Source organism: Streptomyces barringtoniae, assembly GCF_020819595.1.
In the GTDB taxonomy this organism is placed as follows: domain Bacteria; phylum Actinomycetota; class Actinomycetes; order Streptomycetales; family Streptomycetaceae; genus Streptomyces; species Streptomyces barringtoniae.
Genome location: NZ_JAJHNP010000004.1, coordinates 251,070 through 275,452, shown reverse-complemented (window position 1 = coordinate 275,452; position 24,383 = coordinate 251,070). Strand labels below are relative to the sequence as shown.

Sequence of the window (24,383 nt, the reverse complement as noted above, 5' to 3'; positions counted from 1 at the left end):
CGGGGCGGCCACGGCAATTCCTTAGACAGCCGAACGAATCCCCTCGATAATCGCTGGACATGGGAAAGACCTACGAGCGCATCGACGGCAGGCTCCGGACATTCATCGAGGAGCAACCCGTCTTCTTCACCGCGACCGCCCCACTGTCCGGCGACGGCACGGTCAACCTCTCCCCCAAGGGACTCAAGGGCTCCTTCGCCGTGCTCGACGAACTGAGCGTGGCCTACCTGGACTTCGCCGGGTCCAACGCCGAGACCATCGCGCACCTCAGGGAGAACGGCCGGATCACCCTGATGTGGTGCGCCTTCCAGGGCCCGCCGAACATCGTGCGGGTGCACGGCCGGGGCGAGCCGGTCTTCCGGGACGACCCGCGCTTCAGGGAACTCCTCACCCACTTCCCCGGCATCGACCCCAACCCGCACGGACTGCGCGCGATCATCGTCGTACACGCGGAACTGGTCCGGGACACCTGCGGCTACGCCGTCCCCTACATGGCGTACGAGAGCGACCGCGACCTGCACGAGAGGCGTTTCGCGCGGGAGGACGACGTCTCGCTGAACGCGTACTTCGAGAAGAAGGAGCATGTCGCGACGAGCCTGGACGGACTACCCGGGCTGCCGTTGCCGCTTCCGCCGTCTACCGTCTGAGCCATGCGTCCCGGTGTCGTGCTCGCCCTCGTGTCCGCCTCCTCGCTCGCCCTGCTCGGTTTCGCACCGGGCCCCGGATCCGAGCCGCTGCCCGCACAGCTGGCGGACACCGGCGGGGGCAGCCAGCTGATCACCGCTCAGGCACCGGGCACCGGCTCGACCTCGGGGACGGTCACCTGGTGGGACCTCAAGGACGGGCAGTGGGTGCAGGCGGGTTCGGCACCGGCGCGCTTCGGGGCGAACGGGCTGGTGGAGGGCGCCGCGCGGGAGCAGGGCACGAACACCACCCCGACCGGCTTGTACGGCCTTCCCTTCGGCTTCGGGATCAAGGCCGCGCCGAGCGGGACGCGCGTCGAGTACCGGGCGGTGAAGGAGAGTTCCTGGTGGTGCCAGGACAACGACTCCGCGGCGTACAACCGTTGGGTGGATCCGCTGCCCGCCGACTGCCGCGGCTCCGAGTCGGAGCACCTCATCGCCTACTCGACGCAGTACGCGTACGGGCTCGTGATCGGGTTCAACTACGACCAGCCCGTACGGGGACGCGGGGCCGGGATCTTCCTCCATGTGAACGGGCAGGCGGCGACGGCCGGGTGTGTGTCGGTGCCGGAGGACGCGATGCGCCGGATCCTGCAGTGGGCGCAGCCGGAGCAGAAGCCGCACATGGCCATCGGGACGGTGGACGGGCCCACCGCCCTCACCCGGTACTGAAGGGCTCAGCTCGCCGGAAGCCGCACCGTGAACGTCGTGGTTCCCGGTCTGCTCTCCAGTCCCACACTTCCCCCGTGCGCCTCCACCACCGCCGCCACGATCGACAGGCCGAGACCCGCGCCGGAGCCGGAGGCACCGGCGGGGCGGCGGTGCTCGGCCCGGGTGAAGCGTTCGAAGACGCCCGGCTGGACCTCCTCGGGGACGCCGGGGCCGTCGTCGTGGACGGAGAGGACGGCCGAGCCGGCGTCGGCCTCCAGGGTGACCGTCACCTTGGTGCCAACAGGTGTGTGCAAACGCGCGTTGGCCAACAGGTTCGCCAACACCTGTTGGAGGCGATGGGCGTCGCCCTGCACCGTCACCGGGTCCTCGGGCAGGTCGAGGGTCCAGCGGTGGCCGGGGCCCGCGGCGCGGGCGTCGGTGACCGCGTCCAGGACCAGGTGGGTCAGGTCGACGGACCGGCGCTCCAGGGGGCGGCCCGCGTCGAGGCGGGCCAGGAGGAGCAGGTCGTCGACCATCAGGCCCATGCGGGAGGACTCGGCGGCGATGCGCTGCAGGGCCCGGGTGACCTCCGGCGGTACCGGGCCCGGGTGCAGCAGGGCCAGCTCGGCGTGGCCGCGGACCGACGCGACCGGGGTGCGGAGCTCGTGGCTGGCGTCGGCGGCGAAGCCGCGCAGCCGCTCCTCGCTCGCGTGCCGCTTGGTCAGCGCGCCCTCGACATGGCCGAGCATGCGGTTGAAGGCCGCGGCGACCCGGCCGACCTCGGTGCCCGGGTCGGCGTCCGGGGCGCGCGGTGGCAGCGCGACCTCGCCGCTGGCCAGCGGCAGCTCGCTGACCCGGGTGGCGGTGGCGGCGACCCGGCTGAGGGGACGCAGGGACCAGCGGACCCAGAAGGCGCCGGCCACGCCGGTCACCACCAGGGCCAGCCCGAAGACGATCGCGGCGACCGCCTCCAGCCGGTGGACCGTGGCCTCGACCGGCTCCAGCGGCAGCCCGACGACCAGCACGTCCCCGTCCCGGCCGGCGGAGGCGACGACCCGGTAGTCGTGCAGGGCCGACAGCTCCACCGTGTGGGGCCGGCCGTCGACCGGCACCCGGGCCAGCTGTGCGGCGTCCTGGGCGGACAGGTTGACGCGCAGGTCCGCCGCCGGGTCGCCGGAGCGGATGAGGCCCTTGTTGGTCACCGTGCCGTTCAGCAGGCGGGCGCCGAAGGTGCCGGTGGCCATGCGGCGGGTGTCGCCGTACTCGTCCCCGTCGTGGTCGTCGGGCAGCTTCCCGGGGTGCTCCAGGCTCTCCGGGAACCGGGTGCCGACCTGGACGAGCTGCTCGTCCAGCCGCTGGGTGAGGAAGCCGTTCAGCTCGACGACCGCCGCCAGGCCCACGGCCGCGCAGCTCACCGCCAGCAGCACCACCAGGCCGAAGGTGAGCCGGGCGCGCAGGGTGCGGGGGCGGGGCAGCCGGGTCAGGCGCACGCGGAGGCCGAGGCGGCTCACTTCGCCACCGGTTTCAGGACGTAGCCCGCCCCGCGCACGGTGTGGATCATGGGCTCGCGGCCCGCGTCGACCTTCTTGCGCAGGTAGGAGATGTACAGCTCGACCACATGGGCCCGGCCGCCGAAGTCGTAGGACCAGACCCGGTCGAGGATCTGCGCCTTGCTGAGCACGCGGCGCGGGTTGCGCATGAGGAAGCGCAGGAGCTCGAACTCGGTGGGTGAGAGTTCGATCAGTTCGCCGTCCCGGGTGACCTCGCGGGCCTCCTCGTCCATCACCAGGTCGCCCACCACCAGCCGCGGCCCCTCCTCCTGCTGCCGGGCCATGCCCGCACGGCGCAGCAGCCCGCGCAGCCGGGCCACGACCTCCTCCAGGCTGAAGGGCTTGGTGACGTAGTCGTCGCCGCCGGCCGTGATGCCCGCGATCCGGTCCTCGACCGCGTCCCGTGCCGTGAGGAAGAGCACACACACGTCCGGCTTCACCTCGTGCAGCCGGCGCAGCACGGCGAAGCCGTCGGTGTCCGGGAGCATCACGTCCAGGACGACGGCGTCGGGGAGCAGCTCGCGCGCGGTGCTGAGCGCCATGGCGCCGTCCCCTGCGGCGCGCACCTCCCAGCCCTCGTAGCGCAGGGCGCCGGTGAGGACCTCTGCCAGGTCGGGGTCGTCGTCGACGACGAGGACGCGCAGCGGGGTGCCGTCGGGTCGGGTGAGGGCCGGGCGGCCGGAACGGGTGGTGTTCATCGCGCCTTCCAGCATCACCCATGTGGCGGGGGGCGAGGCACCGCCGCCGCTCTGAGTTTTCTCTGAGAGCTCTCAGGTCCGCTGAACGGAGTCTGAGGACCGGCTCTGAGTCTGCTCTCAAAAGCCCTGGTCAGGGCCTCGCTCAGAGGTCACTCAGAGCTTTCCCCCGCACAGTGGCCCGGTACGACGGACGAAGGGACGGCGACTGATGACGACCGTGGATGTGCGGCGGGCGGCCCCGCCCGTGACCGCACGGCGCTCCCCCGCGGGGCCCGTGCTGGCCGCTGTGTGGGCCGGGGCGGCGGCCGTGGTCGCGCTCTGGTGGGCGGACACCGGGTCCGTGGTCGGTACGGCCGGCTGGCTGACCGGCGCGGGCCGGATCGCCGGGCTGCTGTGCGGGTACGCCTGCGCGGTGCTGGTCGGCCTGATGGCGCGCGTCCCGCTGCTCGAGACCCGGATCGGCTCGGACCGGGTGGCGCGCTGGCACGCGATGGCCGGCCGGTACACGGTCTGCCTGCTCGTGGCGCACATCGTGCTGATCCTCTCCGGGTACGCCGCCCAGGACCGGGCCTCGCTCTGGCACGAGACGGTGACCGTCGTCCTGGACTACCCGGACATGCTCAAGGCCACCGCCGGCACGGTGATCCTCTTCGCGGTCGGCATCACCTCGGCGCGGGCCGTGCGCCGCCGCACCGGCCACGAGTTCTGGTACTACGTCCACCTGCTGACGTACGCGGCCGTCTTCCTGGCCTTCTTCCACCAGCTGACGCTGGGCGACGAGTTCAACGGCAAGCCGGTCGCGACCGCCGTCTGGTACGCGCTGTACCTGGGCGTCGCGGCGCTGGTGCTGTGGTTCCGCATCCTCGCCCCGGTCCGCCTCAACCGGCGCCACCAGCTGCGTGTGGACTCGGTTCACATGGAAGCGCCGGGTGTGTACTCGGTCGTCGTACGCGGGCGGCACCTGGACCAACTGGGCGCGCGGCCCGGACAGTTCTTCCGCTGGCGGTTCCTCGGCGAGGGCCTGGGCTGGACGTCGACGCCGTACTCCCTGTCGGCGCCGCCGCGCCCGGATCTGATGCGCGTCACGGTCAAGGCGCTCGGCGACCACAGCGCGGCCGTCGCCCTGCTGCGGCCCGGCACCCGGGTGTGGGCGGAGGGACCGTACGGCTCCATGACCGCCGACCGGGCCACCAGCCACCACTCCCTGCTGATCGCGGCCGGCGTCGGCATCACCCCGCTGCGCGCGCTGTTCGAGACGCTGCCCGGCGAGGTCACCCTGCTGTACCGGGCCCGCACTGCCGAGGACCTGGCGCTCGGCGGCGAGCTGGAGGCGATCGCCCGCTGGCGCGGCGCCCAGGTGCTGTACGCGCTGAACGGTCCCCGGGGCGAGCGCCCGGCCATCACGGCGGAGTCGCTGCGCGCGACCTTCCCGGGCCTCGCCGGCCATGACGTCTACATCTGCGGGCCGCACGGCTTCGCGCGGGACGTGTACGAGGCGCTGCGGGCGGCCGGGGTGCCGGACCGCCGTATCCACCACGAGTCGTTCGAACTGTGAGAGCTGTGAGGCAGACCACGTGCATGCCCTGAAGAAGAACCGCCCCCTGCGCCGGATCGTGCTGGCCAGTGCCGCCACCGTCTCCGGGATGGTGCTGCTGCTGTCGCTGAAGCCGCACACGAGCCCCACGCTGGCCACGGCCGGCACCAAGTCGCCCACGGTGTCGAGCAGTTCTGCGCCGTCGGGCGGATCAAGTGGATCGTCGGGCGGATCCGGCTCGTCCCCGGGATCGAAGACGGTCAGCAGGACCGTCACCGGAGACACCGTCCAGACCCGCTGGGGCCCGGTCCAGGTGCGGGTGACGATCAAGAGCGGGAAGCTGACCGACGTGACGGCGGTGCAGTACCCGTCGGACAACCCGCGCGACCAGGAGATCAACAGCTACGCCCTGCCCCAGCTGCGGCGCGAGGCGCTGGCCGCGCAGAGTGCGGGGATCGACATGGTGTCGGGCGCCACGTACACCAGCACCGGCTACAAGCAGTCCCTGCAGTCCGCGCTGGACTCGGCGGGACTGTGATGCGGGAACTCTGAACACTCAGCGCATCCGGCACGTATCTGTGGGCCAAGGGTCAAGTCCCCACGGAGGAACCGTGTCCACCACGCTCGCAGGCGGACGTGCCGCCCGCCGCCAGACGATGCGCCGCATCCGCCCGCGCCGCTCCCCGGCCGTACCGCTGCTGCTCGCCGTCTGGGCGGGCGCGGCGGCCGTGCTGTGGCTCTGGTGGCACAACACGCCGTCCATCGCCGACGACAACGGCAGGATCCTCAACGCGGGCCGGATCACCGGCCTGCTGGCCGGCTACCTGATGGCGCTGGTCGTGCTCCAGATGGCGCGCGTGCCCGCGCTGGAGCGGCGGGTCGGCTCGGACCGGGTGGCCCGCTGGCACGCCATGAGCGGCCGCTACACGCTCTGCCTGATCGTGGCGCACGTCTTCCTCATCATGTGGGGATACGCGCTGCAGGCCGGCAAGTCGCTCGGCGACATCGTCCAGCAGACCATCGACTCCATCAACCAGCTTCCGGACATGGGCAAGGCCGCCATCGGCACGGGCCTGTTCGTGCTCATCGGCCTGACCTCGATCGGCCCGGTCCGCCGCCGGATGCCGTACGACACCTGGTACCACGTGCACCTGATGACGTACGCGGCGGTGTTCCTGACGTTCTGGCACCAGATCACCACCGGCAACGACTTCGCGGTCGAGCCCATGGCGAAGACCTTCTGGTACGGCTTGTACGGCACGGTCACCGCGCTCCTGATCTGGTACCGGATCATCACCCCGATCCGGCTGAACCTCAAGCACCGGATGCGCGTGGAGGCGGTCATCGAGGAGACGCCGGGCATCGTGTCGGTGCTGATCGGCGGGCGGAAGCTGCACCGGATGGGCGCGGAGGCGGGCCAGTTCTTCCGCTGGCGTTTCCTCGCGCCGGGCATGCGCTTCAGCTCGCACCCGTACTCGCTGTCGGCGGCGCCGCGCCCGGACATGCTGCGGATCACGGTGAAGGCGATCGGCGACCACAGCGCACGGCTGCGCGAGCTGACGCCCGGCACCCGGGTGTGGGCGGAGGGACCGTACGGGGCGATGACCGCCCAGCGCCGCAGCCGGGGCAAGGTGCTGCTGGTCGCGGGCGGGGTCGGCATCACCCCGATGCGGGCGCTGTTCGAGACGCTGCCCGGGGCGGCCGGTGACATCACCCTGCTCTACCGGGCCAACAGCACCCAGGACCTGGCGCTGTGGGACGAGTTGGCGAAGATCGCCGACGAGCGGGGCGCCCGGCTGATGTACGCGGTGAACAGCCCGGACGGGGAGCGGCCGGACATCTCCGCGGAGAACCTCCAGCGGAAGATCCCGGACATCGACCGGCACGACGTGTTCATGTGCGGCCCCACCGGGTTCGCCCAGTCGGTGTACGAGGCACTGCGCGGCGCGGGGGTCCCCGCCCGCCGCATCCATCACGAGTCGTTCGAGATGTGAGCGGGAGCTAGGAAAGCGATGAGGAAGAGCCACCCCATTCGGCGGGTCGTGCTGGCCACCGCCGCGACCGTGTCCGGCGTCGTACTGCTGCTGTCGCTGAAGCCGGCGTCCGATCCGGCCGCGGCGTCGGCGGCCGGCGCCGCACCGCAGCAGACGGCGGCGGGACAGAAGGCCCCGCAGGGCGGTCAGCAGGGCGGTGCCCAGGCGTCCTCCGGTGCCGGCACGGTGACCGGCGACGCCACGCAGACCCAGTACGGCACGGTGCAGGTACGGCTGACCGTCAGCAACGGCAAGATCGCCAAGGCGGAGGCCGTACAGGCACCCAAGGGCGGACTCAGCGACCAGAAGACCGCATTGGCGGTCCCCAAGCTCAACCAGGAGGCCGTCGCGGCGCAGAGCGCGCAGATCGACGCGGTGTCCGGGGCGACGTACACGAGCAACGGCTACAAGAAGTCGCTGCAGTCGGCGCTGGACCGGATGAAGTCGGCCGGTTCCGCGGGCTCCTCCGGTCCCGGGGCCCCGGGCTCCTCCGGTGCGGCGCAGACCCGTACGGTCACCGGGAAGGTCGCGCAGACGCAGTACGGTCCGGTCCAGGTGCGGATCACGGTCAGCGGTGGCAAGATCGCCAAGGCGGAGGCCGTCCAGGCACCCAAGGGCGGACTCAGCGACCAGAAGACCGCGTTGGCGGTCCCCAAGCTCAACCAGGAGGCCGTCACGGCCGGCAACGCGAACATCGACGCCGTCTCCGGCGCCACCTACACCAGCACCGGCTACAAGCAGTCGCTGCAGTCGGCGCTGGACCAGGCCGGTGGCTGACACGGTGGCCGAGTCGGCCGAGGCTCCCGCCGCGGTGCGTCATGCGGAGGAGGTCATGGGGACCGTCTTCTCCTTCGACGTCCGCGGCGGGGAACCCGGTGCGGTGCGCGAGGCGCTGGCCGAAGCCGTCGCCGGTCTGCACCGGGCGGACGCGGTGTTCAGCACCTACCGCGAGGACAGCGACGTCTCACGACTTGCCCGGGGTGAGCTGACCCTGCCGGAGTGCGCGCCGGAGGTGGCCGCGGTGCTGGACCTCGCGGCCGAGGCGGAACGGGTGAGCGAGGGCTGGTTCAGCACGCGCTACCGGGGCTCGCTGGATCCCACCGGCATCGTCAAGGGATGGGCCGCCGAGCGGGCCGCGCGGCAGCTGGCGGAGGTGGCCGGGGTGCGCGGGGTGAGCGTCAACGGCGGCGGGGACGTCCAGCTCCTCGGCGCGCCGGAGCCGCAGCGGCCGTGGCGGGTGGGGGTGGCCGATCCTCTTCGGCCGGGCGGTCTGGCGGCGGTGATCTCGACGGCCGGCGTGGCCGAACTGTCGGTGGCGACCTCGGGTACGGCGGAGCGGGGCGCGCACATCGTGGATCCGCGCACCGGGAAGTCCGCGGTGTCGGACCTGGTGGCGGTGACGGTGGTCGGTCCCCGTCTGACCTGGGCCGACTGCTGGGCCACGGCGGCCTTCGCGATGGGCTCCCGGGCGGGCCTGGCATGGCTGGAGTCGCTGCCGGACGTGGAAGGGCTGCTGATCACCGCCGGCGACGAGGTGCGGTGCACGGGGGGGCTGGCGGCGCGGCTCGGCTGACCACGGGGGAAGGCCCGTTCGCCGCACCGCCGGTGTCCCGCTGTACGAGGTCGCGTGCGGTGACGTCCCCTTCGACTGCGGGGATCCCGCACACGAGACCGACGAGAACGGCCGCGGCTGCCGCCCCCGCCCGCCGGCGCGATCGACGCCTGTCTGCGAGCCGACCCGGCCGCGCGGCCGACGGTCGCCGAGCCGGCCGCAGCCCTGGAGGGGACCTGTCGCGGCGCCCCTGACCCGGGCCGGCCCAGCGTCGCCTACGACGGCTCCACGACGTGCCCCATCTCCAGGTGCGCCGTGGCGAGGACCGTGCCGCCGGGTGTCGTCAGCCGGGTGCCGGACAGGGTCGAGAGGTCACCGGGCGCGGCCACACCCCACTCGCCGCGTCCGGCGCTCAGGGGGAAGTCGCCGACCCGGACGGTGGTGCCGTCGGAGTGCTGCAGGAGACAGGTGACCTTGCCGGTGTAGGTGCCGCGGGGTCCGGCGGAATCGACGGACACGAAGATCCAGCCGGGGGTCCCCGGGTGGGCGTAGACCTCGCCGACCTTGCCGCCGCCTCGCGTGGCCGAGATCATGTCCCCGACCAGCATGGGCTCGGACTCGGCGGCGGGCGCGGTCGAGGCGACGACCGACTCGACGGCGGTGCCGATCCCCCAGCCTGCGAACCCGACGGCGACGGTGAGCGCGGTGGCGACGGCCGCGAGCCGCAGCCGGCCCCGCCGGACACGCCCGCGCAGGTCCCGTGCCACACGGCCGGCGGCGCCCCCGGCAGCCTCGGACGCCGCAGCCTGCTCGGCCAGCCGGCGCGCCACCCGCGCCTCGAACCCGGCCGGGGGCTCCCTGTCCGGCAGCAGGCCGATCAGCCGGTCGCCGACCAGGGTGAGCCAGCGGACGTACTCCCGGCAGTTTGCGCACCGGTCCAGATGGGCGACCGCCTCGGCGCGCTCCCGGCCGGGCAGCACGCCCAGCGCCAGCTCGGCGGCGATCTCCCGCAGCTTGTCGCAGTTCGCGTCACTGGACATGGTCGCCTCGCTTCAAAGGCGCGAGTGTGGTGCGCAGCTTCCCCATGGCGGCCCTGATCCGTGTCTTGGCGGTGCCCAGCGGGATGCGCTCGGCTTCGGCGATCTGCCGGGCCGTCATCCCGTAGATGCCGGCCATCACCAGGGCCCTGGCCTGTTCCCGGGGCAGCCGTGCCACGGCGGCCCGCAGCTGGGAGGAGGCCTCGTCGGCCAGCGCCCACTGCTCGGGGGTCTCGGTGACGGCGCCGATGACGGAGTCGAGGTCCTCGGGTGCCATCGGCTCGGTCCGCCTGGAACGGACGGCGTCGACGGCGAGGTTGTGCGCGATGGTCGTCAGCCAGGTGGCGACCGAGCCGCGGCGTGAGTCGTAGATCTGGGCGTGCCGCCACGCGCGCTCGAACGTCAACTGAGCGACGTCCTCGGCGAGTTGTGCATCCCCGGTGACGGCCATGGCGACCCCGAAGACCCGGTGCTGGAACCTCCGTACGAAGATCACCGCGAGTTCCGGATCACCGGTGGCCAGCCCCGACAGCAGGGCTTCGTCCGGGAGGCGGTCCACGGGGAACCGGAAACCCGACACACCCCTGTATACGGCCGACGGCCGCCAGGGGATTGCCCGCCCACCTGCCCGCCCGCCGCGGAAGATCACACTGTCATTCTCCGCCGCCGGGCGGGGCGCCGCATGCGGGCTCAGTGGCCGTTCTGCGCCAGCCGCAGCAGGTGATCCGCCAGGGCCTGCCCGCCGCTCGGGTCCCGGCTGATCAGGAGCAGCGTGTCGTCACCGGCGATCGTGCCCAGGATGTCGTGCAGCTCCGCCTGGTCGATGGCCGAGGCGAGGAACTGGGCGGCCCCCGGCGGGGTGCGCAGGACGACCAGGTTGGCGGAGGCCTCCGCGGAGATCAGCAGTTCCTGGGAGAGCCGCCGCATGCGCTCCTCCTTGGCCGACTCCCCCAGGGGGGCACGGGGGGTGCGGAAACCCCCCTCGCTCGGCACGGCGTAGATCAGCTCGCCGTCGGTGTTGCGGATCTTCACCGCGTTCAGCTCGTCGAGGTCCCGGGAGAGCGTCGCCTGGGTGACGCTCAGCCCGTCGTCGGCCAGCAGCTTCGCCAACTGGCTCTGCGACCGCACCGGCTGCCGGTTGAGGATGTCCACGATCCGGCGGTGCCGCGCGGTACGGGTCTGCGGCACGGCCGGTCCGGCCCCCGCCTGCTCGTGGTCCTGCGCCTGGCTCATCGTCGTCCTATTCTCCGGATCGTCCGTCCCCATTCACTGGGTTCGCTGCGTCGAGGATGCCGGGCAGCGCCTTGAGGAAGGCACCCACCTCGTCGTCGGACAGGTTCAGCGGCGGCATGAGCCGTACGACGTCGGCGGCGGGCGCGTTCACCAGGAACCCGGCCTCCTGGGCCGCCTGCTGCACCTGTGGCGCGTGCGGCCCGGTGAGCACGATACCCAGGAGCAGGCCGGCGCCCCGCACATAATCGATCAGCGGGTGGCCCAGGCCCTCGATTCCCTCCCGCAGCCTCTCGCCCTGCCGCTTGACGTTGTCCAGCAGCCCGTCGTTGGCGATGGTGTCGAGCACGGCGAGTCCGGCGGCGCAGGCGACCGGGTTGCCGCCGAAGGTCGTACCGTGCTGACCGGGCCCGAGCAGTTCGGCGGCCCGGCCGAAGGCCACGGTGGCGCCGAGCGGCAGTCCGCCGCCGAGCTGCTTGGCGAGGGTGACGACATCGGGCAGGACGCCCTCGTGGGCCTGGTACTCGAACCAGGTCCCGGTGCGGCCGACGCCGGTCTGCACCTCGTCCAGCACCAGCAGGGCGCCGGTGGCGGCGGTGATCGCGCGGGCGGCCTTCAGATAGCCGGCCGGGGGCACGATCACACCGTTCTCGCCCTGGATCGGCTCGATGACGACGAGCGCCGTCCGCTCCGTGACCGCGGCGGCGAGCGCCTGGGCGTCGCCGTAGGGCACGTGGGTGACCTCGCCGGGCAGCGGCAGGAAGGGGTCCTGCTTGGCGGGCTGGCCGGTGAGCGCGAGGGCGCCCATCGTCCGGCCGTGGAAGCCACCGGTGGCGGCGACCATGTGGGTGCGTCCGGTGAGCCGGCCGATCTTGAAGGCGGCCTCGTTGGCCTCGGCACCGGAGTTGCAGAAGAAGACGCGGCCCTCCCGGCCGAAGAGCTGGAGCAGCCGTTCGGCGAGGGCGACGGACGGCTCGGCGATGAAGAGGTTGGAGACGTGGCCGAGGGAGGCGATCTGCCGGCTCACGGCCTCGACGACGGCCGGGTGCGCGTGGCCGAGCGCGTTGACCGCGATCCCGCCGACGAAGTCGAGGTACTGCCTGCCGTCGGCGTCCCACAGCCGGGTGCCCTCGCCGCGCACCAGCGGCAGGCGGGGGGTGCCGTAGTTGTTCATGAGCGCGCCCTGCCACCGCGCGGTCAGCTCCTGGTTGCTCACGGCTCCCCCTGTTCGTCCGGCACGACCATGGTGCCGATGCCCTCGTCGGTGAAGATCTCCAGCAGGATCGAGTGCTGGACCCGGCCGTCGATGACGCGGGCGGTGTGCACCCCGTTGCGCACGGCGTACAGACAGCCCTCCATCTTCGGCACCATGCCGGAGCTCAACTCCGGGAGCAGCTTCTCCAGTTGGGAAGCGGTGAGACGGCTGATCACCTCGTCGGAGTTCGGCCAGTCCTCGTAGAGGCCCTCGACGTCGGTGAGGACCATGAGGGTTTCGGCGCCCAGTGCCGCAGCGAGTGCCGCAGCCGCCGTATCAGCATTGACGTTGTAGACATGTCCGTCGTCCTGACTGCGGGCGATGGAGGAGACGACCGGGATGCGGCCGTCGGCGAGCAGGGCCTCGATGGCGCCCGTGTCGATCGCGGTGATCTCGCCGACCCGCCCGATGTCGACCAGTTCGCCGTCGATCTGGGGCTGGTGCCTGGTGGCGGTGATGGTGTGCGCGTCCTCGCCGGTCAGGCCGACGGCGAGCGGCCCGTGCTGGTTGAGCAGACCGACCAGTTCCCGCTGCACCTGCCCCGCCAGCACCATCCGTACGACGTCCATGGCGTCCTCGGTGGTGACGCGCAGGCCCGCCTTGAACTCGCTGACGATGCCGTGCCGGTCGAGGGCGGCGCTGATCTGCGGGCCGCCGCCGTGCACGACGACCGGCTTGAGGCCGGCGTGCCGGAGGAAGACGACGTCCTGGGCGAAGGCGGCCTTCAGCTCCTCGTTCACCATGGCGTTGCCGCCGAACTTGATGACGACGATCTTGCCGTGGTGCCGGGTCAGCCAGGGCAGCGCCTCGATGAGGATCTGGGCTTTCGGCAGGGCCGTGTGCTTGCGGGTGCTCATGACGAGTAGGCGCTGTTCTCGTGGACGTAGTCGGCGGTCAGGTCGTTGGTCCAGATCGTCGCGGTCTCGGTGCCGGCGGCCAGGTCGGCGACGATGTGCACCTCGCGGTAGCGCATGTCGACCTTCTCGCGGTCCTCGCCGACGCCGCCGTCCTTGCACACCCACACGCCGTTGATGGCGACGCCCAGCCGGTCCGGCTCGAAGGCGGCCTTCGTGGTGCCGATCGCGGAGAGCACCCGGCCCCAGTTGGGGTCCTCGCCGTGGACCGCGCACTTGAGGAGGTTGTTGCGGGCGATGGAGCGGCCCACCTCGACGGCGTCCTCCTCGCTCGCCGCATTGATCACCTCGACCTTGATGTCCTTGCTGGCACCCTCGGCGTCCCGGATCAGCTGCTGTCCGAGGTCGTCGCACACCTGCCGTACGGCGTCGGCGAACTCGGCGTACTCCGGGGTGATGCCGGAGGCGCCGGAGGCGAGCAGCAGCACGGTGTCGTTGGTGGACATGCAGCCGTCGGAGTCGACGCGGTCGAAGGTGACCTTCGTGGCCGCCCTCAGGGCCTGGTCCAGTGCGTCGTTGTCCAGCTCCGCGTCCGTGGTGAGGACGACCAGCATGGTGGCGAGGCCGGGGGCGAGCATGCCCGCGCCCTTGGCCATGCCGCCGACGGTCCAGCCGTCCTTCGTCACGACGGAGGTCTTGTGGACGGTGTCTGTGGTCTTGATGGCGATGGCGGCCTTCTCGCCGCCGTGCTCGGACAGCTGGGCGGCGGCCCTCTCGACGCCGGGGAGCAGCTTGTCCATGGGCAGCAGCACGCCGATGAGCCCGGTGGAGCAGACGGCCACCTCGATGGCGCCCCGGCCGAGCACCTCGGCCACCTTCTCGGCGGTGGCGTGGGTGTCCTGGAAGCCCTTGGGGCCGGTGCAGGCGTTGGCGCCGCCCGAGTTGAGGACGACGGCGGAGACCTGGCCGCTCTTGAGGACCTGCTCGGACCACAGCACCGGCGCGGCCTTCACGCGGTTGGAGGTGAAGACGCCCGCGGCGGCACGGCGCGGCCCGTCGTTGACCACGAGGGCCAGGTCGGGGTTGCCGTTCTCCTTGATCCCGGCTGCGATGCCCGCCGCCGTGAATCCCTTGGCTGCCGTGACACTCACGGTGCGACTCCGATCGTGGAAAGCCCGGTGGTCTCGGGAAGACCCAGGGCGATGTTCATGCTCTGGACGGCACCGCCGGCGGTGCCCTTGGTCAGGTTGTCGATGGCGCTGATCGCGATGATGCGGCCCACGGACCCGTCGTACGCGACCTGCACCTGAACGGCGTTGGAACCGTGGACGGACGCCGTCGCGGGCCACTGGCCCTCGGGGAGCAGATGGACGAAGGGCTCGTCGGTGTACGCCTTCTCGTAGGCGGCCCGCACCGACTCGGCGGTGACGCCCTCGCGGGCGGACGCGCTGCACGTGGCGAGGATCCCGCGCGGCATCGGCGCGAGCGTCGGAGTGAAGGAGACCTTCACGGACTCCCCGGAGACCCCGCTGAGGTTCTGGATCATCTCGGGGGTGTGCCGGTGGCCGCCGCCGACGCCGTACGGCGACATGGAGCCCATGACCTCGCTGCCGAGCAGATGCGGCTTGGGTGCCTTGCCGGCGCCGGAGGTGCCGGACGCGGCGACGATCACCGCCTCCGGCTCGGCGATGCCGGCGGCGTAGGCCGGGAACAGGGCGAGGGTGACGGCGGTGGGGTAGCAACCGGGCACCGCGATGCGCTTGGACCCCTCCAGCGCGGCGCGGGCGCCCGGAAGTTCGGGGAGGCCGTAGGGCCAGGTGCCGGCGTGCGCGGAGCCGTAGTACGTCTCCCAGTCGGCCGGGTCCTTCAGCCGGAAGTCGGCGCCCATGTCGACCACGAGGACGTCCGGGCCGAGCTGCTCGGCGACGGCGGCGGACTGCCCGTGCGGCAGTGCGAGGAAGACGACGTCGTGCCCGGCGAGCGCCTCGGCCGTGGTCTCGGTGAGCACACGGTCGGCCAGCGGCAGCAGGTGCGGCTGGAGCGCGCCCAGGCGCTGCCCGGCGTTGGAGTTCGCGGTCAGGGCACCGATCTCGACCTCGGGGTGCGCGAGGAGCAGGCGCAGGACCTCGCCGCCCGCGTATCCGCTCGCTCCGGCCACCGCCGCACGTACCGCCATGTCCATCCTCCTCGTGATGGCATGACTATACGTATCGCCGCAGTTTTATGCAATGGACTATGCGAGGGACCTGGGGAGCATCACCCAGCGGGACACCACGAACGTGACCGGGATCGCCGTCGCCGAGGCGAGCAGTGGGGCGAAACGGCTGCCGGCGTGCAGGACGTCGACGATCACGTAGACACCGGCTGTCGTGATCAGGAAGTTCGTGACATTGGTCAGCGGGAACAGCAGGAATTTACGCCAGGTGGGCCGGGTCCGGTAGGTGAAACGCGCGTTCAGGAAAAAGGAGCCGACCATACTGAGGGCGAAGGCCAGAACATGCGCGGCCAGATAGGGCAGCCATATGAGGAAGAACAGGTAGAGACAGTAATAGACGGCGGTGTTGATCACACCGACCGCGGCAAAGGTGAGGATCTGTCGCTTCAAGGAATGAGGTCTTTCGTCCGTTCGACGTTGGTCGCCTTCACCAGGAAGTGCGGGCGACCCTTCACCTCGTAGTAGATGCGGCCGGTGTACTCCCCGATCACTCCCAGCATGACCATCTGCACGCCCGCAAGGGCCGTCACGGCGGTGATGACGGTCACATAGCCGGGCGTCCGGACCCCGTGGATCAGCGCCGCTCCCACGATCCAGGCCGTGCACAGGCCCGCGCAGAACAGCAGTCCCATGCCGAGCCGGAGGGCGGCACGCAGCGGGCGGTTGTTGAAGGACAGCAGCCCGTGGATGCCGTAGTTGAGCAGGCCGCGCAGGTTCCACGAGCTGTTGCCGGCCCCGCGCGCGGCGTTCTCGTACTCGAAGGTGGTGCTCGGGAAACCCACCCAGGCGAAGAGGCCCTTGGAGAAACGGTTGTACTCGGTGAGGGCCGGCACGGCGTCCACCACGCGGCGCGACAGCAGACGGAAGTCGCCGACGCCGTCCACGAGTTCGACGTCGACCAGGCGGTTGACGAACCGGTAGTACAGGCGCGCGGTGAGGGTCCGGGCGAGACGCTCGCCGGTGCGGCTGCGCCGGGCGATGACCTGGTCGTGGCGGCGAAGGGGCTGCCGAGGTCGGGCAGGAAGCTGGAGCCGTACCCGGACTGCCAGTTGACGAGGACGCCGCCGTCGGCGTGGCCGTGCAGCAGGTCCCACAGGTGGGCGTGGAAGGGCACGTACTGGTTGCCGAGGTCGTTGACGCTGCGCGTGCGCGGCCCGAAGGGGTAGCTGCGGGCGAGGAGGTCTCCGGCGCAGAACGCCGTGACGGCGACGGCCGCGGTCGGCAGGGCGGCGGCCCGCCTCGGCCGGGATATCGGTTTCCCACCCTGTTTCATATTCCGGCGTTCCCCCACAGAGCTGTGCCCGTCTTATCGCCGACGTAGACGGTCCGTGTTTCCGGTTGGTTGTGCGCTCACCGAAAAGTGGCGCGCCGTCCTCCGAATACGGGAAACACCGTATGAATTTGATGACCGCCCGGAAAATCTCTGATTTCCGGGAGGTGTTTTTAAGGTGAACCGGATGGGCCGGTCTTGCGGGCGGCGTAGGCGCGGGCCGCCCGGACCCGGTTGCCGCACTTGGTGGTGCACCAGCGCCGGGCGCCGTGGGAGCGCAGGAACCAGCGGGCGCAGCCCTGGGCGGCGCACTCGGTGAGCTGGCCGGCGTCGGCACCGGTGAGCAGGTCGGTGGCGTCCTCGGCGAGTAGGGAGAGCGCGGCGGCGGCCGGGTTTCCGGTGTCGGGGAGGTCGGCCCGGTGGGGGCCGTCGGCGTTCCAGACGAGCCGGGGAGTGGCGGGCGCGGCGGCGAGTGCGGTGTTCAGGGTGTCGAGGGCACCGGCGGGCGGGGGTGCCGCGGCGGCGCGGGCCTCGAAGAGGGCGCGCAGCGCCTCGCGCAGGGTGCGCAGCCGGCCGGACTGCCTGCCGTTGATCGCCACCCGGTCGGGCAGCAGTTCGTGCCGGACGAGCCAGAGGTGCGCGGCCTCGGTGTCGTCGAGCAGGTCGACCTGGCCGTGGCTGACGGTGAAGCGCGTGTTGACCAGCGCCAGCGAGAGGTACCGGTCCTCGCCCGGGACGGGCAGCCGGTGCAGGTAGACGGGGGCGTCGTGATCCACGGCTCTCATGGTAATCCTTGCGGTTCTCCGTGAGGAAGGCTTACCGTACCTCACGGAGAACCATCGCCAAAACCGTGAGACGAACCCTGAGAGGTGAGCCGCCGTGGCCTTCGACGCGGACGCCCTGCGCAAGGACTTCCCGATCCTGGAGCGGACCCTGGACGGCGGCGCACCGCTCGTCTACCTGGACTCCGGCGCCACCACCCAGAAACCCCTCCAGGTCCTCGACGCCGAGCGGGACTTCTACCTGAACCGCAACGCGGCGGTGCACCGGGGCGCGCACCAGCTGGCGGGCGAGGCGACGGAGGCGTACGAGCAGGCCCGGGCGACGGTCGCCCGGTTCATCGGCGCCGCCGCCGACGAGGTGGTCTTCACCCGCAACACCACCGAGGGCATCAACCTGGTCGCCTACGCGCTGGGCAACGCCGGCCGGGTCGGCCCCGGTGACCGGATCGTGGTGACGGAGATGGAGCACCACGCGAACCTGGTCCCCTGGCAGCAGCTCGCCGAGCGGACCGGGGCCCGTCTGGACTGGTTCGGGCTCACCGACGACGGGCGGCTCGACCTCTCCCGCGCCGGGGAGCTTCTGGACGAGCGCACCAAGGTGCTCGCCCTCAGTCACCAGTCCAATGTGCTCGGCACGCTCAACCCGGTACGCGAACTCGCCGACCGCGCGCACGCGTTCGGCACCCTGGTGGTCGTGGACGGCGCCCAGTCCGTGCCGCACCGCCCGGTCGACGTGACGGAACTGGGCGCGGACTTCCTCGCCTTCTCCGGGCACAAGATGCTCGGACCGAACGGCGTCGGCGTGCTGTGGGGCCGCGCGGACCTGCTCGCCGGGCTGCCGCCGTTCCTGACCGGCGGCTCGATGATCGAGATCGTGGAGATGGACCGCACCACCTTCCTGCCACCGCCGCAGCGCTTCGAGGCGGGCGTGCCGATGACCTCGCAGGCGGTGGGACTCGCGGCGGCCGTGGAGTACCTGGAGCGGCTCGGCATGGCGGACGTGGCGGCGCACGAGGAGGCGCTCACCGCCCGCGCGCTGGCCCTGCTCGCCGAGATGCCGGGCGTCCGGATCATCGGCCCCGCCGAGCTCGCCGACCGGGGCTCGGCGGTCTCCTTCACGGTCGACGGCATCCACCCGCACGACGTGGGCCAGGTGCTGGACGAGCGGGGCTTGGCCGTCCGCGTCGGCCACCACTGCGCGCGGCCGATCGTGAGGCGGTACGGCATCCCCGCGACGACCCGGGCGAGCTTCTACGTCTACAACACGCCGGCCGAGGTGGACGCCCTGGTGGAGGGTGTCCGCGCAGCTCAGAGGTACTTCGGGCGGTGATCGCAGTTCGGGCTTGACCTGGAGCGCGCTCCAGGTTCTACCGTTCTTGTCATGACCAGCGGACAGCCCCTCCCGCAGGACCGGGAACCGTCGTTGACCATCGCCCAGGTCGCCGAGCGCACGGGCCTCTCGCAGGACACCCTGCGCTACTACGAGAAGGCCGGCCTGATCGAGCGGGTGGGCCGGACCACCGGCAACCAGCGCCGCTACCGGACGGCGGACCTGCTGTGGCTGGAGTTCCTGCTGCGGCTGCGCGAGACCGGCATGCCGATCAGCGACATGCAGCGCTACGCGCGGCTGCGTGCGGAGGGGGACGTCACGGTCGCCGAGCGGCTGGCGATGCTGCGCGAGCACCGCGCCGAACTGGCCGAGCGGATCCGGGCGCTGCGGCGCAACGCGTCCGCGCTGGACGACAAGATCTCGCACTACGAAGGGCTGCTCCACGACGGGCGGCCGGGAACGGACGAGCAGACATGAGCCAGAGCACCACCCGTGACGAACGCTTCGCCCATGGCCTGGAGGTCCTGCGGTCCGTCGACGGCGAGGCGGGGCAGCGGGTCATCGACTCGCTCGCCGACGTCAGCCCCGAGCTGGGGCACCAGATCGTCGCCTGGGGCTTCGGCGAGATCTACGACCGGCCCGGACTCCCGCCCCGCGACCGCCAGTTGGTCACCCTGGGCATGCTGACCGCGCTCGGCGGCTGCGAGCCCCAGCTGGAGGTGCACGTCAACGCGGCGCTGAACGTGGGGCTGACGCCCGAGGAGATCGTCGAGGCGCTGCTGCACTCGGCCGGGTACTGCGGTTTCCCCAAGGCGCTGAACGCGACCTTCGTGGCGAAGAAGGTCTTCGCCGAGCGCGGGCTGCTGCCGCTCGGACAGCGGCCCGCGCCGGACGGCACTACTTCTGCCTGATCCTCAGGAACGTGATCGAGTTCGCCGGGAAGGTGTAGGTGAACTTGTCCGCGACTGCGGTGACGGTGGACGTCCGCGGTGCGACCGCCGTGCACGTCTCGCTGTTCACCGCGTCCGGAGCGGCGGCGAGTGTGGTCGCCTTCGCCCGGGAGGCGACCTTCGCGCCGCCGAGGTCGACGGCCGTGCGCGCCGCCGAGGACTGGTCGTTGACGACCTTGACGATCAGCTCACCGGTCTTCGCGTCCCGGGTCACGACCTGGCGGAACGGCTCGGCCGGCTTGTCGTCGGTGAAGCCGCCCCACTGCTGTCCGTCGAGGTAGAGGGTCACCTGGCGGCCGCGCACCTTGATGTCGACGTCGTAGGCGCGGCCGGTCTCCACCGACCCGGGCTTGGCGATCAGCGTCGACTTGCCGCCGTCCACCGCCTGCTCCACGGCGGCCTGGGTGTTGTTCCAGCCGCCGATGTTCCACCAGTAGTAGTTGCCGGTGTCCTTGACACCGAAGGGGACGAGGAAGCCCTCCTGGCCGGCCTGGACGCTCCAGTTGCCGGTGCCCGCCCCCTGCGCCGAGGGGTCGACGGTGATCGAGTAGTCGGTGGCGTCCTCGGCGTGGGCCGGGGCGGGCAGGGCGGCCGAGGCGAGCAGGACGGCGCTCACTCCCAGGCCGAGTCTCCAGCGGGCGGTGCGTGACATGGATACTCCGCGGCGCATTGTTCGAAATATCAGACATTGGTCAGCACATCGAACGCACGGTAAGAGGAGGGGCGTGAGCACGTCAATGGGGCCGGGCGCCGGCGGTCGTAAGCTCGCCTCATGGATGCGCAGCCCCGGTACTGGCCGGTCCCCGATGTGCTGGCCCATCTCGCCGGCCGCTGGCGCGTCGAACGTAGCGTGCAGGACCTGGCAAACGGAGACGCCGGCCACTTCTCAGGAACGACCGACTTCACCGCGCTCACGGCCGGAGGCCTGCTGCACGAGGAGTCCGGCGCCTTCACGTGGCACGGTGTGACCCGGCCCGCCACGCGTACGCTGCGGTTCCTGCCGGGGCCCGCGCCGGGCACGGCGGACGTGCGGTTCGCGGACGGGCGGCCCTTTCACTCGCTGGACCTGCGCTCGGGGCGGTACGTCGCCGAGCATCCGTGCGCGGCCGACCTCTACCGGGGCGAGTTCACCATGCGGGATGCCGACCGCTGGCGCTCGGTGTGGCGGGTCGGCGGACCGGCGAAGGACCTGCTGCTGACCACGGACTACGTGCGCGAGGGCTGAGCCGAGGCGCCGTCGAGGCGGAGGTTCCAGCGACCCGCGCGGCCGGTGACGGTGGACGTGGACAGCGGGCGCACGTCGATGTTCCAGTAGGTCGCGGGCGGCGCCTTCAGGGCGTAGACCAGGGCCGCGCGGATCACGGCGGGCTCGGCGACGGCCACGATCCGGCCGCCGTCCTCGGCCGGCCGGGTGTCCAGCCAGCCCCCGACCCGGGAGATGAAGGCCAGCAGGGACTCGCCGCCGTGCGGGGTGGCGCGCGGGTCGGCGAGCCAGGCGTCCACCGCCTCCGGTTCGCGGGCCATCGCCTCGCCCAGGGTCATCCCGCGCCACCGGCCCATGTCGCAGTCCCGCAGCGCCAGCTGGACCAGCGGGGCGTACCCCAGGGCGTCGCCGGTGGCCCGGCTGCGCGGGGTCGGCGAGCAGTACCGCAGCTCGGCGGCGGCCAGCGGCAGCAGGTCCCCGGCGGCGCGCTGCACCTCGTCCCAGCCGGCCTGGTCCAGCGGCCGGTCGTCCTCGAAGCGCTCCGCGAGCAGCGGGGCGCTGCGCGCAGCGGCGACGAACGTCACCCTCAGTGGCATGCGGTGATGGTGTGCCTCGAGTGAGCGCAGGTCAAGGGGTGGCCGCTGTGAGTTACCAGGGGTGTGCGGCCGGTCACTCGGACGCGGCCGCTCCCTCCGGCTCGAAGGGGTGGACCATCCACTGGCCGGGGCGGTCCAGCGAGCGGAAGCCCAGCTTCTCGTACACCCCGTGCGCGTCCTCCGTGGCGAGCAGGATGCGGCGCAGTCCGTACGGCCTCAGGTGGTCGCGGATGCGGCCGACGAAGGCCGTGCCGACGCCCTTGCCGCGCACCGAGGGGTCCACGTACACATCGGCGAGCCAGGCGAACAGCGCCTGGTCGGTGACCACGCGCGCGTACGCCACCTGCTCCCCCGAGGCCCGCTCGTACACCCCGAAGTTCACCGAGCCCGCCATCGCCCGCTCGTGCTTCTCGCGGGGCCGGCCGATCGCCCAGTAGGCGTCGGTCGACAGCCAGCCGTGGACCCGGTCGACGTCGACGCGGGCGGGGTCGGCGGAGAACTCGTAGCCGTCGGGGAGTCGGGGCGCGCTGTCCATGGCGTGATCCTCGCAGGTCAACGCGGTGCCGGTCGAACGGGTTTCGGCGCGCCGCGCAGACCCTGGAACACCTCGTCACAGGCCGCCCGCAGCCGCCGTACACCCTCCGCGATCTCCCCGGTGCCGGCGACCGCCGCGAAGCTCAGCCGGAGGTGGGGCGCGGGGGGTTCGGCGCTGAAGTAGGGGCGGCCGGGGGTGAGGGCGACGCCGGCGCGGAGGCCGGCCGTGGTCAGGGCGCCCTCGTCCGTGCCGTCGGGGAGGCGGAGCCAGAGGTGGTAGCCGCCGGACGGGATGTGCGGCAGGGCCGGTTCGGGCAGGTGCAGGGCGAGCGCGGCCGTCATGGCGTCGCGGCGGGCCTTCAACTCGGCCGACAGCGCCCGCAGATGGCGCGGCCAGGCCGGGGAGCCGACCAGCTCGAGGGCCGCCTCCTGCAGCGGCCGGGGGACGAAGAAGCTGTCCACGACCTGGATGGCGCGCAGACGTTCCAGCACCGGACCGCGCGCGGCCAGGGCGCACACCCGGAAGCTGGGCGAGGTCGCCTTGGTCAGCGAGCCGACGTGCACGACCACGCCGTCCGGGTCGTCGGCGGCCAGCGGGCGGGGCAGCGGGCCCGCGTCGGAGTGCACCAGGCGCCGTACGAAGTCGTCCTCGACGACGAAGGCGCCGGCCTCGCGGGCGATGCGCAGCACCTCGGCGCGCCGGTCGGGGGCCAGGACGGCACCGGTGGGGTTCTGGAACAGGGGCTGGCAGACGAACACCCGGGCGCCGCTGGCCCGGAAGGCGTCGGCGAGCAGCTCGGGGCGCACTCCGTCGGGGTCGACGGGCACCGGGACCGGGCGCAGTCCGGCGGCGCGGGCGATCGCCAGCATGCCGGGGTAGGTGGGCGACTCGACCAGGACGGGGGCGCCGGGCGGGGCGAGCGCGCGCAGGGCGGTGGCCAGGGCGGACTGGCCGCCGGCCGCGATCAGCACCTCGGCCGCCGTGACGCCTCCGCCGATGCCGCGCGCGAACCACTCCCGCAGCTCCGGCAGCCCCTCCAGCGGCGGCCTCCCCCAGGCACCCGGCCGCCGCCCGGCCCGGGCGAGCGCCGCCGCCATGGCCCGCTCGGGCTGGAGGGAGGGATGCAGATAGCCGCCGTTGAACTCCAGCACGCCGGGGGGCGGCGCGGCCAGGGAGACCGTGACCCCGGACGCGTCCACCGTGCGCGGTACGAGCTCGGCGGCGCCGTCGGCGCTCAGCGCGACCTCCTGCCAGGAGGTGTCCCCGGCCGGGCACTGGGTCGCACCGGGCCGGGCCCGGAAGGCGCCGGCCCCGGGGCGGGTGACCACCAGTCCCTCGGCGGCCAGCTGGGCGAGGGCCCGCGAGACCGTCACCGGGCTCACGCGGAACCGCTCGACCAGCTCCCGGCTCGACGGGAGCTTTCCACCGACGGAGTAGCGGTCGAGGTCTCGCCGGAGCTGTTCTGCCAGATCAGTGACGCTGCTACGCTGGTGCATGAGAACACAGAGTAGCGCTACTGCACCGAGCCCGATAGCGGTCACCGCTCCCCGCGAGCGCCGCGGTCTCGGCACCGGTCTCGCCGCCCTCGGCGTCGCCTCCTTCTCCCTGACCTTCCCGGCCACCGCCTGGGGTCTGCAGGGCTTCGGTCCCTGGACGCTGGTGGCCGTGCGCAGTGTGCTCGCCGCACTCGTCGCGGGCGGCTGCCTCCTCGCCCTGCGGGTACCGCTGCCGGAGCGGCGGCATCTGCCGGGTCTCGCCGTCGTCGCCGCCGGTGTCGTGGCCGGCTTCCCGATGCTGACGACGCTCGCCCTGCAGACCTCCACCACCGCGCACGCCGCCGTCGTGGTGGGACTGCTGCCGCTGACCACGGCCGTGTTCTCGGCGCTGCGCACCGGCAGCAGCCCCTCGCGCCGGTTCTGGCTGGCTGCGCTGGCGGGCGCCGCGGCCGTGGTCGCCTTCACGGTCGGGCAGAGCGGCGGCGCGCTCACGACCGCCGACGGGTATCTGTTCGCGGCCCTGCTGGTGTGCGCGGCCGGCTACACCGAGGGCGGCCGGCTGGCCCGGATCATGCCGGGCTGGCAGGTGATCGGCTGGGCTCTGGTGCTGTGCCTGCCGCTGAGCGTGCCGGCCGCCGCCCTGGCGCTGGCGTACGAACCCGTCCGGCTCACCGGGCACGGCATCGCCGGCCTGCTGTGGGTGGCACTGGGCTCGCAGTTCCTCGGCCTGGTCGTCTGGTACCGGGGGATGGCGGTCATCGGCATCCCCCGGGCCAGCCAGTTGCAGTTGGCTCAGCCGCTGCTCACACTGGTGTGGTCGGCGCTGCTACTGGGCGAGCACTTCACGGCGGCCGCTCCGGTGACCGCCGTCGCCGTGCTCGTATGCATCGCCGTCACACAGCGGTCGTGATCATGAGGAGGGCCTGCG

At 72.2% G+C, this 24,383-nt stretch carries 26 protein-coding genes and 3 pseudogenes; 12 read left to right on the top strand and 17 right to left on the bottom strand.

The genetic code is table 11. From position 1 onward, the window contains the following. Window positions 1-59: 59 nt before the first annotated feature. Window positions 60-647 (top strand): pyridoxamine 5'-phosphate oxidase family protein, encoded by a 588-nt coding sequence (locus tag LMU33_RS08410; protein ID WP_228618783.1) that lies wholly within the window; start codon window positions 60-62, stop codon window positions 645-647. A gap of 3 nt (window positions 648-650) precedes the next feature. Then, window positions 651-1,355, top strand: a complete 705-nt coding sequence (locus LMU33_RS08405; RefSeq protein ID WP_228618782.1) for a L,D-transpeptidase family protein — start codon at window positions 651-653, stop codon at window positions 1,353-1,355. A gap of 5 nt (window positions 1,356-1,360) precedes the next feature. On the opposite strand, the gene LMU33_RS08400 is transcribed toward LMU33_RS08405, so the two are convergent. After that, complete coding sequence (locus LMU33_RS08400; protein WP_228618781.1) at window positions 1,361-2,845, bottom strand: sensor histidine kinase; 1,485 nt, start codon at window positions 2,843-2,845, stop codon at window positions 1,361-1,363. Further along, the gene (locus tag LMU33_RS08395; protein ID WP_228618779.1) at window positions 2,842-3,582 is read right to left on the bottom strand and encodes a response regulator transcription factor; all 741 of its coding nucleotides are present in this window, start codon (window positions 3,580-3,582) and stop codon (window positions 2,842-2,844) included. The genes LMU33_RS08400 and LMU33_RS08395 overlap by 4 nt, the downstream gene beginning before the upstream one ends. Window positions 3,583-3,790: 208 nt before the next feature. Between LMU33_RS08395 and LMU33_RS08390 the strand changes: the two genes are divergently transcribed. The 5 genes from LMU33_RS08390 to LMU33_RS08370 all read left to right on the top strand — a co-directional run bounded on the left by LMU33_RS08390 (window position 3,791) and on the right by LMU33_RS08370 (window position 8,722). Further along, on the top strand, window positions 3,791-5,137 hold the full coding sequence (locus LMU33_RS08390; RefSeq protein WP_228618777.1) for a ferredoxin reductase family protein: 1,347 nt from the start codon (window positions 3,791-3,793) through the stop codon (window positions 5,135-5,137). 19 nt (window positions 5,138-5,156) lie between these two features. After that, window positions 5,157-5,654 (top strand): FMN-binding protein, encoded by a 498-nt coding sequence (locus tag LMU33_RS08385; protein ID WP_228618775.1) that lies wholly within the window; start codon window positions 5,157-5,159, stop codon window positions 5,652-5,654. 73 nt (window positions 5,655-5,727) lie between these two features. Continuing rightward, entirely contained in the window at window positions 5,728-7,110 is a 1,383-nt protein-coding gene (locus tag LMU33_RS08380) for a ferredoxin reductase family protein (RefSeq protein ID WP_228618774.1), read from the top strand. A gap of 18 nt (window positions 7,111-7,128) precedes the next feature. After that, the gene (locus tag LMU33_RS08375; protein ID WP_228618772.1) at window positions 7,129-7,926 is read left to right on the top strand and encodes an FMN-binding protein; all 798 of its coding nucleotides are present in this window, start codon (window positions 7,129-7,131) and stop codon (window positions 7,924-7,926) included. After that, entirely contained in the window at window positions 7,919-8,722 is an 804-nt protein-coding gene (locus tag LMU33_RS08370; protein ID WP_372477902.1) for an FAD:protein FMN transferase, read from the top strand. Before LMU33_RS08375 ends, LMU33_RS08370 begins: the two co-directional genes overlap by 8 nt. A gap of 254 nt (window positions 8,723-8,976) precedes the next feature. Here LMU33_RS08370 and LMU33_RS08365 read toward each other — a convergent pair whose 3' ends face one another. From LMU33_RS08365 to LMU33_RS08315, 11 genes and pseudogenes are all read right to left on the bottom strand, one after another. Continuing rightward, the gene (locus tag LMU33_RS08365; protein ID WP_228618770.1) at window positions 8,977-9,741 is read right to left on the bottom strand and encodes a zf-HC2 domain-containing protein; all 765 of its coding nucleotides are present in this window, start codon (window positions 9,739-9,741) and stop codon (window positions 8,977-8,979) included. Continuing rightward, complete coding sequence (locus LMU33_RS08360; RefSeq protein WP_228618768.1) at window positions 9,731-10,318, bottom strand: RNA polymerase sigma factor; 588 nt, start codon at window positions 10,316-10,318, stop codon at window positions 9,731-9,733. The genes LMU33_RS08365 and LMU33_RS08360 overlap by 11 nt, the downstream gene beginning before the upstream one ends. Before the next feature lie 110 nt (window positions 10,319-10,428). Further along, complete coding sequence (locus LMU33_RS08355) at window positions 10,429-10,971, bottom strand: arginine repressor (protein ID WP_228618766.1); 543 nt, start codon at window positions 10,969-10,971, stop codon at window positions 10,429-10,431. Between the two features lie 7 nt (window positions 10,972-10,978). Beyond that, entirely contained in the window at window positions 10,979-12,184 is a 1,206-nt protein-coding gene (locus LMU33_RS08350) for an acetylornithine transaminase (protein ID WP_228618765.1), read from the bottom strand. Beyond that, a complete protein-coding gene (argB, locus tag LMU33_RS08345) occupies window positions 12,181-13,080 on the bottom strand; it encodes an acetylglutamate kinase (RefSeq protein ID WP_228618763.1) in 900 nt (299 codons plus the stop codon). The genes LMU33_RS08350 and argB overlap by 4 nt, the downstream gene beginning before the upstream one ends. Continuing rightward, on the bottom strand, window positions 13,077-14,228 hold the full coding sequence (gene argJ / locus LMU33_RS08340) for a bifunctional glutamate N-acetyltransferase/amino-acid acetyltransferase ArgJ (RefSeq protein ID WP_228618761.1): 1,152 nt from the start codon (window positions 14,226-14,228) through the stop codon (window positions 13,077-13,079). Before argJ ends, argB begins: the two co-directional genes overlap by 4 nt. Then, complete coding sequence (argC, locus tag LMU33_RS08335) at window positions 14,225-15,253, bottom strand: N-acetyl-gamma-glutamyl-phosphate reductase (protein ID WP_228618760.1); 1,029 nt, start codon at window positions 15,251-15,253, stop codon at window positions 14,225-14,227. Before argC ends, argJ begins: the two co-directional genes overlap by 4 nt. 57 nt (window positions 15,254-15,310) lie before the next feature. Further along, entirely contained in the window at window positions 15,311-15,682 is a 372-nt protein-coding gene (locus tag LMU33_RS08330) for a GtrA family protein (protein ID WP_228618758.1), read from the bottom strand. Beyond that, window positions 15,679-16,284 (bottom strand): annotated as a pseudogene (locus LMU33_RS08325) (glycosyltransferase); the annotation flags it as partial. The gene LMU33_RS08330 and the pseudogene LMU33_RS08325, both read right to left, overlap by 4 nt. Beyond that, window positions 16,283-16,565 (bottom strand): annotated as a pseudogene (locus LMU33_RS08320) (YfhO family protein); the annotation flags it as partial. The pseudogenes LMU33_RS08320 and LMU33_RS08325, both read right to left, overlap by 2 nt. Before the next feature lie 170 nt (window positions 16,566-16,735). Continuing rightward, window positions 16,736-17,347: an ABATE domain-containing protein gene (locus tag LMU33_RS08315; protein ID WP_228618757.1), complete on the bottom strand. Its 612-nt coding sequence runs from the start codon at window positions 17,345-17,347 to the stop codon at window positions 16,736-16,738. Between the two features lie 94 nt (window positions 17,348-17,441). Here LMU33_RS08315 and LMU33_RS08310 point away from each other — a divergent pair, with 94 nt between their 5' ends. From LMU33_RS08310 to LMU33_RS08300, 3 genes are read left to right on the top strand one after another with little or no spacing between them, the layout of a single operon-like run. Continuing rightward, window positions 17,442-18,674: a cysteine desulfurase gene (locus tag LMU33_RS08310; protein ID WP_228618755.1), complete on the top strand. Its 1,233-nt coding sequence runs from the start codon at window positions 17,442-17,444 to the stop codon at window positions 18,672-18,674. 51 nt (window positions 18,675-18,725) lie between these two features. Beyond that, on the top strand, window positions 18,726-19,151 hold the full coding sequence (locus LMU33_RS08305; RefSeq protein WP_228618754.1) for a MerR family transcriptional regulator: 426 nt from the start codon (window positions 18,726-18,728) through the stop codon (window positions 19,149-19,151). Further along, window positions 19,148-19,585, top strand: a complete 438-nt coding sequence (locus LMU33_RS08300) for a carboxymuconolactone decarboxylase family protein (protein WP_228618752.1) — start codon at window positions 19,148-19,150, stop codon at window positions 19,583-19,585. Before LMU33_RS08305 ends, LMU33_RS08300 begins: the two co-directional genes overlap by 4 nt. Here LMU33_RS08300 and LMU33_RS08295 read toward each other — a convergent pair. Continuing rightward, window positions 19,572-20,117: pseudogene (locus LMU33_RS08295) on the bottom strand (alpha-L-arabinofuranosidase C-terminal domain-containing protein); the annotation flags it as partial. The gene LMU33_RS08300 and the pseudogene LMU33_RS08295 sit on opposite strands and share 14 nt — an antisense overlap. 279 nt (window positions 20,118-20,396) lie before the next feature. Here LMU33_RS08295 and LMU33_RS08290 point away from each other — a divergent pair. Beyond that, on the top strand, window positions 20,397-20,849 hold the full coding sequence (locus LMU33_RS08290) for a DUF6314 family protein (protein ID WP_228618751.1): 453 nt from the start codon (window positions 20,397-20,399) through the stop codon (window positions 20,847-20,849). Here the strand turns inward: LMU33_RS08290 and LMU33_RS08285 are convergent. From LMU33_RS08285 to LMU33_RS08275, 3 genes are all read right to left on the bottom strand, one after another. Continuing rightward, window positions 20,831-21,424: a histidine phosphatase family protein gene (locus LMU33_RS08285; RefSeq protein ID WP_228618749.1), complete on the bottom strand. Its 594-nt coding sequence runs from the start codon at window positions 21,422-21,424 to the stop codon at window positions 20,831-20,833. The two genes, LMU33_RS08290 and LMU33_RS08285, sit on opposite strands and share 19 nt — an antisense overlap. A 73-nt stretch (window positions 21,425-21,497) precedes the next feature. Then, window positions 21,498-21,959, bottom strand: coding sequence for a GNAT family N-acetyltransferase (locus LMU33_RS08280; protein ID WP_228618748.1), 462 nt, complete (start codon window positions 21,957-21,959; stop codon window positions 21,498-21,500). Between the two features lie 17 nt (window positions 21,960-21,976). After that, window positions 21,977-23,455, bottom strand: coding sequence for an aminotransferase-like domain-containing protein (locus LMU33_RS08275; protein WP_228618746.1), 1,479 nt, complete (start codon window positions 23,453-23,455; stop codon window positions 21,977-21,979). Here LMU33_RS08275 and LMU33_RS08270 point away from each other — a divergent pair. Further along, a complete protein-coding gene (locus tag LMU33_RS08270) occupies window positions 23,454-24,365 on the top strand; it encodes a DMT family transporter (RefSeq protein ID WP_228618745.1) in 912 nt (303 codons plus the stop codon). The genes LMU33_RS08275 and LMU33_RS08270 overlap by 2 nt on opposite strands. Window positions 24,366-24,383: the final 18 nt, after the last annotated feature.